Origin of the sequence: Kitasatospora sp. NPDC004745 (assembly GCF_042873275.1) — a bacterium.
In the GTDB taxonomy this organism is placed as follows: Bacteria; Actinomycetota; Actinomycetes; order Streptomycetales; family Streptomycetaceae; genus Kitasatospora.
This window is the reverse complement of sequence record NZ_JBIALK010000043.1, coordinates 15,548-29,624: the sequence shown is the minus strand read 5'-3', so window position 1 is coordinate 29,624 and position 14,077 is coordinate 15,548. Positions and strand designations below refer to the sequence as shown.

General features: G+C 78.2%; 1 protein-coding gene. It reads right to left on the bottom strand.

Annotation, left to right across the window (positions count from 1 at the left end):
• Position 1 precedes the first annotated feature (1 nt).
• A complete protein-coding gene (locus ACFYUY_RS38255; protein ID WP_387907830.1) occupies positions 2 to 14,062 on the bottom strand; it encodes a type I polyketide synthase in 14,061 nt (4,686 codons plus the stop codon).
• Positions 14,063 to 14,077 lie beyond the last annotated feature (15 nt).

Genomic DNA, 14,077 nt, shown 5'->3' with positions numbered 1-14,077 from the left:
CTCAGGCCATTCCGAAGTCGTTGTCGAGCAGGTCGAACAGTTCGTCGGCGGTCGCGGTGCCGAGCTCCGCCGCGGCGCCGAGCCCGGCCCCCCGGTCCGGACCGGCACCGGCCCGCTCGCCCCAGGCGCGCAGCAGCTCCCGCAGCCGGCCGTCGACCGCCGAGGCGCCCGGATCGCCCGGGTCCAGGGCGGCCAACGCCGCGGCCAGCCGGTCGAGTTCGGCCTCGGCGGGCCCCCGGGGCTCCGGGCACAGCTCCCCGTGGAGGAAGGCGGCCAGCGCGGCCGGGCTCGGATGGTCGAAGACGGCCGTGGGCGGCAGCGCGAGACCGGTGGCCGTGCACAGCCGGTTGCGGAACCGCACCGCGAGCATCGAGTCGAAGCCCAGCTCGGCGAAGGCCCGCTCCGGGGGCACGTCCGCCGCCCGGCCGTACCCGAGCGCGGCGGCCGCGTGCGCGCACACCAGCTCCAGCAGCACCCGCCGCCGGTCGCCCTCGTCCAGCGGCGCCAGCCGGGCCGCCAGCTCCGCCCCCGGATCGGTCGGCGGGCCGTCCTGCGGCGCCGGGTCCGGCACGCCGGCGGGCCCCCGGTCGGGGCCGGTCGCCCAGCCGCCGCGGCCCGGCGTCGCCAGCCAGTAGCGGTCCCGCTCGAACGGGTAGGTCGGCAGCAGGTCCGGCCGGGCCGCCCGGCCGGCGGGCCAGTCGACGCCCGCCCCGCAGACCCAGGCCTCGGCCAGCGCGCGCAGCAGCCGCTCCGGCCCGCCGTCGTCCCGCCGCAGGGTGCCGACGGCCGCCGCCGGTCGCCCGGCGGCCTGCGCCGAGCTGTCCACCGCCGCGACCAGCACCGGGTGCGGGCTCACCTCGACGAACAGGCCGTGCCCGGCCTCCAGCAGCGCCCGCGTCGCGGCCGCGAAGGCCACCGGCTCGCGCAGGTTGCGGTACCAGTAGTCGGCGTCCAGCTCCGCGCCGTCCAGCGCCCCGCCCGTCACGGTCGAGTACAGCGGCACCCTCGCGGCCCGCGGCCGCACCGGCGCCAGGTCGGCCAGCAGCCGCTCCCGCACCTCCGCCACCCGCGGCGAGTGCGCCGCGTACCCGACCGGGATCAGCCGCGCCCGCACCCCGGCCCGCTCGCAGTCCGCCAGCAGCGCCGCCAGCGGCTCCGGCGCCCCGGCCACCACCACCGCCTCCGGGCTGTTCACCGCGGCCACGCACAGCGCGTCCCCGTAGCCGCGCAGCAGCTCGGCGGTCCGCTCCGGCCCCGCCGACACCGAGACCATGCCGCCCTGTCCTTCGATGCGGCGCAGGGCTTTGCTGCGCAGGGCGACGACGCGGGCGCCGTCTTCGAGGGTGAGGGCGCCGGCGACGACGGCGGCGGCGATCTCGCCTTGGGAGTGGCCGAGGACGGCGTCGGGGGTGATGCCCCAGGATCCCCAGAGGGTGGCGAGGGAGACCATGACGGCGAAGAGGGCGGGTTGGACGACGTCGACGCGGTCGAGGGGGTCGTGGGTGCGTAGGACGTCGGTGAGGGACCAGTCGACGTGCGGGGCGAGGGCGGCCTCGCAGTCGGCCATCGAGGCGGCGAACACCTCGCTGGAGTCCAGGAGTTCGACGGCCATGCCGGCCCACTGCGCCCCCTGCCCGGGGAACACCAGCACCGTCCCGCCGCGGGCCCGGCCCTCCGCCACCCCCGCCGACGGCAGCCCGTCGGCCAGCGCGGCCAGCTCCTCCCGCAGCTGCTCCCGGCCGCCGCCGAGCAGCGCCGCCCGGTGGGGGAACACCGCCCGGCCGCCGGCCAGCGTGCGGGCCACCTCGCCGGCGTCGAGCCCCGGGTCGGCGTCGAGCCGGGCCAGCAGCCGCCCGGCCTGGCTGCGCAGCGCCGCCGGGCTGCGGGCCGACAGCAGCCACGGCAGCGCCCGGTCCGCGGGCGACGCCTCCCCGGCCGCCTCCGGCGTGCCCCCGGTGGCTTCCGGAACGCCCCCGGTGAGCGCCGGTGCCTCCTCCACGATCGCGTGCGCGTTGGTGCCGCTCATCCCGAAGGAGGACACCCCGACCCGCCGCGGCCGCCCGGTGCGCGGCCACTCCTGCGCCTGCGTCAGCAGGCGGACCGCCCCGGCGGACCAGTCGACCTTCCGGGTGGGCTCCTCGGCGTGCAGGGTGCGCGGCAGCACGCCGTGCTGCAGCGCCAGCACCGACTTGATCACCCCGGCGACGCCCGCGGCGGCCTGGGTGTGGCCGATGTTCGACTTGAGGGAGCCCAGCCAGAGCGGCCGGTCGGCGGCGCGGTCCCGGCCGTAGGTGGCGAGCAGCGCCTCGGCCTCGATCGGGTCGCCCAGGGTGGTGCCGGTGCCGTGCGCCTCGACCGCGTCCACCTCCGCCGCCGTCAGGCCCGCGTTGGCCAGCGCCCGGCGGATCACCCGCTGCTGCGCCTGCCCGTTCGGCGCCGTCAGCCCGTTGCTGGCGCCGTCCTGGTTGACGGCGCTGCCGCGGACCACGGCGAGCACCGGGTGCCCGAGCCGCCGCGCCTCGGCCAGCGTCTCCACCAGCAGGACGCCGGCGCCCTCCCCCCAGCCGGTGCCGTCGGCGCCGTCCCCGAACGACCGGCAGCGGCCGTCTGCGGAGAGCCCGCCCTGCCGGCTGAACTCCACGAACACGTCCGGGCTCGCCATCACCGCGGCGCCGCCGACCAGGGCGAAGGAGCACTCCCCGGCCCGCAGCGACTGGCCCGCCAGGTGCAGCGCCACCAGCGAGGACGAGCAGGCCGTCTCCACCGTCACCGCCGGGCCCTGCAGGCCCAGCGTGTACGCGATCCGGCCGGACGCCACGCTGGTGACGTTCCCGGCGAGCAGGTGCCCCTCGACGTCCGCCGCAGGGTCCTGCGGGCCGGTGCCGTAGCCCTGCGAGGCCAGGCCCAGGAACACCCCGCCCGTGCTGCCGCGCAGCGACGCCGGGTCGATGCCCGCCCGCTCCACCGCCTCCCAGGCCGTCTCCAGCAGCAGCCGCTGCTGCGGGTCCATCGCCAGCGCCTCGCGCGGCGAGATCCCGAAGAACCCGGCGTCGAAGGCGCCCGGATCCGTCAGGAACCCGCCCGCCCGGGCGTAGAACGTGCCGGGCGCGTCCCGGTCCTCGCTGACCAGCGACTCCAGCGGCCAACCGCGGTCGGTGGGCAGGGCGCCGACCGCGTCCCGGCCCTCGGAGACCAGCCGCCACAGCTCCTCGGGGGAGTCCACCCCGCCCGGGAAGCGGCAGGCCATCGAGACCACCGCGAGCGGCTCCCCGGCCGGCGGCGCGTCGGCCGTCGGGTCCGTACCGGCCGACCCGGCGACGTGAAGCCCGGCGACGTGACGCCCGGCGGCGGCCGACCCGGCCGTGGCCGGCTCGGCGCCGTCCGGCGTGGCGCCGTACAGCTCGGCGTGCAGGTGCCCGGCCAGCGCGGCCGCGGTCGGGTGGTCGAAGACCACCGTCACCCCCAGCTCCCGGCCGCAGGCGGCCACCAGCCGGTTCCGCAGCTCCACGGCCGTCAGCGAGTCGAAGCCGGCCTCCCGGAAGGGCCGTTCGGCCTCCAGCTGCTGCGCGCCGGCGTGGCCGAGGACGTCCGCAGCCTCCGCCCGGACCAGCTCCACCAGCATCCGCAGCCGGGCCGGCCCGGTCAGCGGGTCCAGCCGGCGGCTCAGCCGCACGCCCGCGGACTCCTCGCCGGCCTCGGCGCCGGCGTCGTTCTCCGGCGCCGGCGGAGCGGCGGGGACCAGTCCGGCGAGCAGCGGGCTGCGCCGGGCCGACTCGAAGGCCCGCCCGAACCGCGGCCAGTCCACGGCCGCCACCACGACGTGCGTCTCGTCCAGGTCCAGGGCCAGCCGCAGCGCGTCCAGCGCCGCCTCCGGGTCCATCGGCATCAGCCCGTGCGCCCGCAGCCGTTCGCCGACCGCGCCGGCCGCCATGCCGTCACCCGCCCACGGCCCCCAGGCCACCGAGGTCGCCACCAGCCCGCGGGCGCGGCGGTCCGCGGCCAGCGCGTCCAGGTGGGCGTTGGCCGCCGCGTAGGCGCCCTGTCCGCCGCTGCCCCAGGCCGCCGACACCGAGGAGAACAGCACGAAGGCATCGAGCTGCTGCCCGTCCGGCCCGTCGAACAGCGCGTCCAGGTGGTCCGCCCCCGCCACCTTCGCCGCCGACTCGGCGGCCAGGGCGTCCGGTGTGCAGTCCGCGAGCCGGGTCCCCGAGGTCAGGCCCGCGGCGTGCACCACCGCGTTCACCCGCTCCCCGCCGAGCCCGTCCAGCACCGCCCGGAGCGAGTCCCGGTCCGTGACGTCGCAGGCCGCCAGGGTGACCCGGACGCCGTGGGCGGTCAGCTCCGCCGCGAGCTCGGCCGCCCCGGGTGCCTGCGGCCCGCGCCGGCCGGCCAGCACCAGGTGCCCGACGCCGGAGCCGGCCAGCCGCCGGGCCAGCTGCGCGCCCAGGCCTCCGGTGCCCCCGGTGATCAGCCAGGTCCCGGACGGCCGGCCGGTGGTGGCCCGCTCCGCCGGGGCGGGGGCCGGGGCCCGGTGCAGCCGCCGGCCGAACAGGCCGCCCGCGCGCACCGCCACCTGGTCCTCGCCGTCGGCGGCCGCCAGCACCGCGCAGAGCCCGCGCCAGGCGGCGGTGTCCGGCTCGCCGGGCCCGGCCGGCAGGTCGACCAGCCCGCCCCACCGCTCCGGGTGCTCCAGCGCGGCGACCCGCCCCAGGCCCCAGAGCCGGGCCTGCTCCGGCCGGGCGCCCTCGTCCTGCCCCACGGTGACCGCACCCCGGGTCACGCACCACAACGGCGCCCGCAGCCCTGCGTCACCGAGTGCCTGCATCAGCTCCAGCAGCCGGCCGGTGCCGCCGAGCAGCGACACCACCCCGCCCGCCGGCAGCCCCTCGCTCCCGGCCTCGTCGGCGGGCCCGGCCAGCAGCCCGCCCAGCTCGGCCCGCCCCGCCCCGGCGGGCACCCGCACCGTCCGCACCCCGGCCCCGGCCGCCGCGAGCACCCGCGCGCAGCCGTCCCCGGCGTCGCCGTCCTCCGGGACCAGCAGCAGCCACTCGCCCGTCAGCCGGGCCGCCGCCGGGTCGGCCAGCGGCTGCCACCCGACCTGGTACCGCTCCGGGGCCGCCGGGTCCGCCGCCGCGGCCGGGCGCTCCGGCCAGAACCGGCGGCGCCGGAACGGGTACGTCGGCAGCTCGACCCGCTCCGCGCCCGGTCCGCCGTGCCGCCAGTCCACCGGCACGCCCCGCACGTACAGCCGGGCCAGCGCGCCGGTCAGCGCCTCCGGCTCGGGCCGGTCCTCGCGCAGCAGCGGCAGCACGGCGCCCCCGGGCGCGTCCGGGAGGCACTCCTGGACGAGCGCCGAGAGCAGTCCGCCGGTGCCCAGTTCCAGGAAGGTGCCGGCCCCCTCGGCGCGCAGCCCGCGCACCCCGTCCAGGAAGCGCACCGTGTCGCGCACGTGCCGCACCCAGTACCCGGGCGAGCACAGCAGCTCCGCCCCGGCCGGCCCGCCGGTCACGTTCGAGACCACCGACAGGACGGGAGGACGGTACGTCAGACCCTCCGCCACCGCCCGGAACTCCGCCAGCATCGGGTCCAGCAGCGCGGAGTGGAAGGCGTGGCTGACGGCCAGCCGCTTCACCCGCCGGCCGGCGGCCCGGAACCCCTCGGAGGCCCGCAGCACGGCCTCCCGCTCGCCGGACAGCACGCAGGAGCGCGGCCCGTTCACCGCCGCCAGCGAGACCGCGGGGTCGGCCAGGGCCGCCGCCAGCTCGGCCTCCTCGGCCTCCACGGCCACCATCGCGCCGTCGCCCGGGAGCGCGTCCATCAGCCGGCCGCGCGCGGCGACCAGTGCACAGGCGTCCGCGAGGTCCAGCACCCCGGCGGCGTGCGCCGCGGAGAGCTCGCCGACGGAGTGCCCGAGCAGCAGGTCGGGCTCCACCCCGTGGTGGCGCAGCAGTGCCAGCAGCGCGGTCTGGAGGGCGAACAGGGCCGGCTGGGTGTAGCGGGTGCGCTCCAGCAGCGCCGCCCGCGCGCTGCCCGGCTCCGCGAACATCACCCCGGCCAGCGGCAGGTCCAGGTGCGGTGCGAGCGCGGCCAGCACCTCGTCCAGCGCGTCCGCGAACACCGGCTCGTCGCGGTAGAGCCCGGCCCCGGCACCGGCCCGCTGGCTGCCCTGACCGGGGAACAGGAAGGCCGTCCGGCCCGCCGCGGTGACGGCGCCGGTGACGACCCGGGCCGACCGGGTGCCCGAGGCCAGCGCCCGCAGGCCCTCGCCGAGCTCCTCCCGGCCGGTGCCGAGCACCGCCGCGCGCCGCTCCAGCCCGGCCCGCCCGGCGGCCAGGGCCCGGCCCAGCTCCGCAGGGTCCAGCTCCGGACGCTCCGCCAGCAGGCCCGCCAGCCGCTCCGCCTGGATCCGCAGGGCGGCGTCACCGCGGGCCGACAGCAGCAGCGGCAGGCCCGCCCGCCCGGCGGGCGCCGGCTCCGCGGTCGGAGCCGGGGCCGGTTCCGGCTCGGGGGCCTGCTCGACGATCACGTGCGCGTTGGTGCCGCTGATCCCGAAGGAGGAGACGCCGGCCCGCCGCGGCCGCCCGCCGGTCTCCCACGGCCGGGCCTCGGTGAGCAGCTCGACCCCGCCCGCCGACCAGTCCACGTGCGGGTTCGGCGCGTCCACGTGCAGGGTGCGCGGCAGCACGCCGTGCCGCAGCGCCAGCACCGTCTTCATCACCCCGGCCACGCCGGCGGCGGCCTGGGTGTGCCCCAGGTTGGACTTGACCGACCCGAGCAGCAGCGGGCGGCCGTCCGGACGGCCCCGCCCGTACACCGCCTGCAGGGCCTGGGCCTCGATCGGGTCGCCGAGGCGGGTGCCGGTGCCGTGCGCCTCGACGGCGTCGACGTCGGCGGCGGTGAGTCCGGCGTCGGCGAGGGCGGCCCGGATGACGCGCTGCTGGGACGGCCCGTTGGGGGCGGTGAGCCCGTTGCTGGCGCCGTCCTGGTTGACGGCCGAGCCGCGGATCACGGCGAGCACCCGGTGCCCGGCGCGGCGGGCGTCCGCCAGCCGTTCCAGCACCAGCACCCCGACGCCCTCGCCCCAGCCGGTGCCGTCGGCGGCCGCCGAGAACGCCTTGCAGCGCCCGTCCGGCGCCAGCCCGCGCTGCCGGCTGAACTCCACGAAGAGCTTCGGCGTGCTCATCACCGTCACCCCGGCCGCCAGCGCCCGGTCGCACTCGCCGCGGCGCAGCGCCTGGGCCGCCAGGTGGATCGCCACCAGGGAGGAGGAACAGGCGGTGTCCACGGTCAGCGCGGGCCCCTCCAGGCCGAGCGCGTAGGAGATCCGGCCGGACAGCACGCTGGCGGTGTTCCCGGTCAGGAAGTGACCCTCGGACGCTCCCGGCGCGCCCTCCAGGACGGACAGGTAGTCCTGCCCGTTGGTGCCGACGAAGACGCCCGTCCGGCTGCCCCGCAGCCCGGCCGGGTCCAGCCCCGAGTCCTCCAGCGCCTCCCAGGCGGACTCCAGCAGCAGGCGCTGCTGCGGGTCCATCGCGAGCGCCTCGCGCGGCGAGATCCCGAAGAACTCGGCGTCGAACCCGGCGGCGTCGTGCAGGAACCCGCCCTGACGGCTGTACGTGGTGCCCGGCCGGTCCGGATCCGGGTCGTACAGGCCCGCCAGGTCCCAGCCCCGGTCCGACGGCCAGTCACCCACCGCGTCCCGGCCCTCCGCCAGCAGCTGCCAGAACGCGGCCGGGTCGGCCACCCCGCCGGGGAAGCGGCAGGCCATGCCGACCACCGCGAGCGGCTCGCGGGCGGTGCCTGCGGCATCCGGCCCGGTCGCGCCCCGGTCGTCCGCACTACCGCGGGCGCTGCCGCTCGAACTGTCGGGTGTCCCGAGATCGCCCAGCTCCGCCAGCAGCCGGCCGGCCAGCGCCAGCGGCGTCGGATGGTCGAACAGCGCCGTCGCGGGCAGCCGCAACCCGCTGGCCGCGCCGATCCGGTTGCGCAGCTCCACCGCGGTCAGCGAATCGAAACCGAGCTCGGCGAACGCCCGGCCCGGGGCCAGCGCCGCGGTGTCGCCGTGGCGCAGCACCGCCGCCGCGTGGGACCGCACCAGGTCGGTCAGCACGTGCAGCCGCTCACCGGCCGGCAGCTGCGCCAGCCGACCCGCCAGGCCCCCGGCCCGCTCCGGGCCGTCCGCAGGCCGTCCGGCCGTCGCGCCCCGAGCCCCGGGCGTCGCGTCCGGACGGCCGGCCGGGGCGGGCAGCGACTCCAGCAGGGCCGGCCGCAGCCCGCCCGCCGCGGCGAACCGGCGCCAGTCCACCTCGGCCACCACCACCAGCTCGTCACCCTCGCGCAGCGCCCGCCCCACCGCGGTGACCGCCGCGTCGGGCGCCATCGCCGGCAGCCCGCGCTCCCGCAGCCGCCCGGCGACCTCGGCGCTCAACATGCCGGCGCCGGCCCCGTCGTCCCCGGCACCGCCCCAGGCACCCCAGGCGATCGAGGTGCCCGGCAGGCCGGCCGCCCGGCGCCGCGCCACCAGCGCGTCCAGCGCCGCGTTGGCCGCCGCGTAGTTCCCCTGCCCCGCGTTGCCGACCACACCCATCAGCGAGGTGAACACCACGAACGCCGACAGCTCCAGCCCCGCCGTCGCCTCCTCCAGGTGCCGGGCGCCGGTCAGCTTCGCCCGCAGCGAGGCCGCCATCCGCTCCGGCGTCAGCGCGTCCAGCATCCCGTCGTCCAGCACCCCGGCCGCGTGCACCACCGCCCGCGGCCGGTGCTCCGCGACCACGGCCGCCAGCGCCTCCCGGTCCGCCAGATCACAACCCGCCACCACCACCGCAGGGCCCAGCTCGGCCCGCAGCTGCGCCGCACCCGGCGCCTGCGCACCGCGGCGGCTCACCAGCACCACCCGCTCGGCGCCCTGCGCGACCAGCCACCGCGCCACCCGGGCGCCCACCGCGCCCGTCCCGCCGGTCACCAGTACCGGGCCGTCCGGCCGCCAGCTCGCCGCGCCTGCGCCCGTCGCCACCGGGGCGGGCAGCAGCCGCCGCCCGTGCACACCGGTCGAGCGCACGGCCACCTGGTCCTCGTCGCCGCCCGCCGCCAGCACCGCGAACAGCCGCCCGGCCGCCCGCCCGTCCAGCACCTCCGGAACGTCGACCAGACCGCCCCAGCGCTCCGGGTGCTCCGACGCCACGGTCCTGGCCAGCCCCGCCACCGCGCCCTGGACGGGATCGCCCGGCCGCTCGCCCCCACCCAGCACCGCCGTCCCGGTCACCAGGCACCACAGCGGGGCACCGATCCCGGCCTCGCCCAGCGCCTGGACGAGGGCCAGGGTCAGCGCCACCGCCCCCGGCAGCTCGGCGAACCCCGGATGCGCCCGGCCCTCCCGGGCCAGCAGCGACAGCACCCCGGCCACCGGAGCGCCGTCCACCGCCTCCAGCAGCCGGGCCGTCAGCGACTTCCGCCCCTCCCCGGGCCCACCGGCCGCCCGTACCACCACCACGTCCAGCCCGGCGGCGGCCAGCGCGTTGACCAGCTCGGCGCCCTCGCCCGCCTCCGGCAGCACCGCCAGCCACCGGCCGGCCGGCGCCGCCACCGGCCGCAGCGCCAGTGACCGCCAGCCGATCCGGTAGCGCCAGCCGTCCGCCCGGGCCTCGACGGCCCGCCCGCCGCGCCACCGCGACAGCGCGGGAAGCACCTCGTCGAGGCTGTCGGCGCTGACCCGCAGCGCGGCCGACAGCTCCGTCACGTCCTGCTGCGCCAGCTCCGCCCAGAGCCCGTCATCGGTCGGGGCGGTGGCCTCGGCCGGCTCCGGCTCCAGCCAGTACCTCGCGCGTTGGAAGGGGTAGGTGGGGAGGTCGGTGTGGTGTCCGGTGAGGTGCCAGTGGACGGGGAGTCCGTGGGTCCAGGCGTGGGCGAGGGAGGTGAGGTATCGGGTGTGGTGGCCTTCGTGGCGGCGGAGGGTGGGGATGGCGGTGGCGGTGTCGAGGGTTTCCTCGATGGTGATGGTGAGGACGGGGTGGGGGGTGGTTTCGATGTAGGTGGTGTGGCCGGCTTGGTGGAGTTTCTCCAGGGCTGGTGCGAGGAGGACGGGTTGGCGGAGGTTGGTGTACCAGTAGGCGGTGTCGGGTGGGGTGGTGAGCCAGGTGCCGGTGACGGTGGAGAGCATGGGGATGCGGGGGGTGGTGGCGTCGACGGTGAGGAGTTGGTTCAACTGCTGCTGGAGTTGGTCGACTTGGGGGGAGTGGGAGGCGTAGTCGACGTCGATGGGGCGGTGGCGGATGTCGTGGGTGGTGCAGTGGGTGTGGAGGGCGGCGAGGGCTTGCACGGTGCCGGAGACCACGGTGGTGTGGGGGGAGTTGAGGGCGGCGATGGTGAGGTCGGGTGCCCAGGGGGCGATGAGTTGTTCGGTGTCGGTCTGGGGGAGGTTGATGCTGGTCATGCCGCCCTGGCCTTCGAGGCTGCGCAGGGCTTGGCTGCGCAGGGCGGCGATGCGGGCGCCGTCTTCGAGGGTGAGGGCGCCGGCGACGACGGCGGCGGCGATTTCGCCTTGGGAGTGGCCGATGACGGCGTCGGGGTGGATGCCGTGGTGTTGCCAGAGTGCGGCGAGGGAGACCATGACGGCGAAGAGGGCGGGTTGGATGACGTCGACCCGGTCCAGCGCGGCCTGGGTGCGGAGGAGTTCGGTGAGGGACCAGTCGACGTGGGGGGTGAGGGCGGTCTCGCAGTCGGTGATGCGTTGGGCGAAGACGGGTTCGGTGTCGAGGAGTTCGGCGGCCATGCCGGCCCATTGGGAGCCTTGGCCGGGGAAGACGAACACCGTCCGTGCGGCGGTGCCGGTGGTGGTGGCCTGGATGAGGGCGGGGTGGGGTTCGCCGGTGGCGAGGGCGTGCAGGGCGGCGGTGCGGGTGTCGTGGTCGCCGACGACCACCGCACGGTGCTCGAACGCCCTGCGGCCGCGGGCGAGGGTGTGGGCCACGTCGCTCGGGTCACGCTCCACGTCGGCCAGCTGAGCCGCCTGCTCACGCAGGGCCTCCGGTGTGCGCGCGGAGAGCACCCACGGCAGCACGCCGGCGCCGGTTTCGCCCGCGTCGGAGCCCCGTTCCACGGGGGCTTCCTCCAGGACGACGTGGGCGTTGGTGCCGCTGACGCCGAAGGAGGAGACGCCCGCCCGTCGCGGCCGTCCGTCGGTGTCCCAGCTCCGGGCCTCGGTGAGCAGTTCGACCGCGCCCGCCGACCAGTCGATGTGCGGGGACGGCTCGTCCACGTGCAGGGTCTGCGGCAGGACCCCGTTGCGCATGGCCTGCACCATCTTGATCACCCCGCCGACCCCGGCCGCCGCCTGCGCGTGGCCGAGGTTGGACTTGAGCGAGCCGAGCCACAGCGGCCGGCCCTCCGGCCGGTCCTGCCCGTAGGCGGCGAGGATCGCCTGCGCCTCGATCGGGTCGCCCAGCGTCGTCCCGGTGCCGTGCGCCTCGACGGCGTCGACCTCGGCGGCGGTGAGCCCGGCGTTCGCGAGCGCGGCCCGGATCACGCGCTGCTGCGAGGGCCCGTTGGGCGCGGTGAGCCCGTTGCTGGCGCCGTCCTGGTTGACGGCGGAGCCGCGCAGCACCGCCAGCACCGGGTGCCCGTTGCGCCGGGCGTCGGACAGCCGCTCCAGCACCAGCATGCCCGCGCCCTCGGCGAGTCCGAAGCCGTCCGCGGACGCCGCGAAGGCCTTGCACCGGCCGTCCGGAGCCAGCCCGCCCTGGCGGCTGAACTCCATGAACATCCCGAGCGTGGACATCACGGTGACGCCGCCGGCGAGGGCGAGGTCGCACTCGCCGTCCCGCAGCGCCCGGGCCGCCAGGTGGAGGGCGACGAGGGAGGAGGAGCAGGCGGTGTCGACGGTGACGGCCGGGCCCTCCAGCCCGAACACGTAGGCCAGCCGGCCCGAGGCCACGCTGCCGGTGGTCCCGGTCAGCAGGTGGCCGGAGAGGTCGGACGCGGCGGTCAGGCCCGGGCCGTAGTCCATGGTCATCGCGCCGACGAAGACCCCGGACCGACTTCCGCGCAGGGTGGTCGAGTCGATCCCGGCCCGCTCGAACGCCTCCCAGGCGATCTCCAGCAACAGCCGCTGCTGCGGGTCCATGGCGAGCGCCTCGCGCGGCGAGATGTCGAAGAACGCCGGGTCGAACCGGTCGGCCCCGTGCAGGAAGCCCGCCGCCCGCTGGTAGTAGCGGCCCGGTCGGCGTCCGGCCGGCCCGTCCTCCGCGGGGAGGCCCCACCCGCGGTCCGTCGGGAAGGGGGTGACGGCGTCGGCGCCCTCGGCGACGAGCTGCCAGAGCCGTTCCGGGGTGTCGGCGCCGCCCGGGTAGCGGCACCCCATCGAGACGATCACCACCGGGTCCTCGCCGGCGGACCGGACCGCGGGTGCGGCCGCGCTGGCGGACCCGTCACCGGGCGGTCCGCCGAGCAGCTCGGCGCGCAGGTGGGCCGCCAGCGCCCGCGGGGTGGGGTGGTCGAAGACGGCGGTGGCGGGCAGCCGCAGCGAGGCGGCGGCGCCCAGCCGGTTGCGGATCTCCAGCGCGGTGACGGAGTCCAGGCCGAGGTCCAGGAAGGCGCGGTCGGCGGGGACGGGCCCGGTGCGGGCCAGCGCGTCGTTCACGGTCCGCTGGACGAGGTCGAGGAGCAGGGCGTGCTGCTCCCGCTCGGACCGGCCGGTGAGCTGCTCCACCAGCCCCTCCGTCGCCGGGGGTTCGCCCGCCCCGGGGGTGGCGGCCTGGTCCTCCGCAGGGTCCGGCAGGGCCACGTCGCGCCCGCCGGCCTCGGCGGCGAGCGCGGTGAGGTCGGGCCGGTGGCCGTCCACGAACAGCTCGCCGAGGGTGGTCAGGGCCCGGTCCGGGCCGCCCTGTTCGCGCCGGAGGGAGCCCCGGACGCGGGCGTCGGCGCCGCACTCGCGGGCCGTCTCCTGCAGCGCGGAGGTGAGTACCGGGTGCGGGCTGACCTCCAGCAGCAGCCGGTGGCCGTCGGTCAGCAGGGCCTCGGCCGCCCGGGCGAAGAGGACGGTGCCCCGCAGGTTGCGGCACCAGTGGTCGGCGTCCAGCACCGGGTCGGCCAGCAGGCCGCCGGTCAGGCCGGAGTAGAACGGCAGCCGGGCGGGCCGCGGGCGCAGCGGGGCCAGGGCGTCGCGCAGCTCGGGCAGGATCGCGTCGATGTGCGGGGAGTGGGCGGCCAGGCCGACGGCGACGGTCCGGGCGTGCAGACCGAGCCGGTCGAAGTGCCCGACCAGCTCGGCGGCGGCGTCCGCGTCCCCCGACACGACCGTCGAGCCGGGGCCGTTCACGGCGGCGACGGTGAGCCGCCCGCCCCAGCGGGCCAGGAGCGGGCGCACCCGCTCGGCGGAGGCCATCACGGAGACCATCTCGCCCCGGCCGGCGAGGGTCGCCTGCAGCCGGCTCCAGTGCGCGGCGACCCGGGCGGCGTCGTCCAGGTCGAGCGCCCCGGCGACGACCGCGGAGCTGATCTCGCCCATGCTGTGCCCGAGCACCGCCGCCGGCCGGACGCCGTACGACTCCCAGAGCGCCACCAGGGCCAGCGTCACCGCGAACAGCACCGGCTGCACGACGTCGGCGCGTTCCAGCGCGGGCGCGCCGGGAGCGGCGCGCAGCACGTCCGGGACCGACCAGCCGGTGAACGGCTCCAGGGCCTGCGTGCAGTCGTCCAGGCGGCTGCGGAAGGCGGGGGAGGCGGCGAGCAGCTCGACGGCCATGCCCGGCCACTGGGAGCCCTGGCCGGGGAAGACGAAGGCGGCGGTGCCGTCCGCGGCGGTGCCGGTCACCAGGCCCGGCGCGGGCCGGCCCGCGGCGAGCGCGGCCAGCCGCTCCAGCAGCCCCGCCCGGTCGGTGCCGACGAGGGCCGCGCGGTGCGGGCCGGCGGCGCGGGCGCCGAGTGCGTGCGCCACGTCCTCGGGGGTGGTCCCGGGGTGGGCCGTCAGGTGGCGGTGCAGGTGCGCCGCGTCCGCCGCGAGCGCGGCCGGGGTGCCGCCGGAGAGGGCCCACAGCAACGGCGTGGCAGGGCGTGATCCGTGAGCCATGGTGTGCGTCCCCAC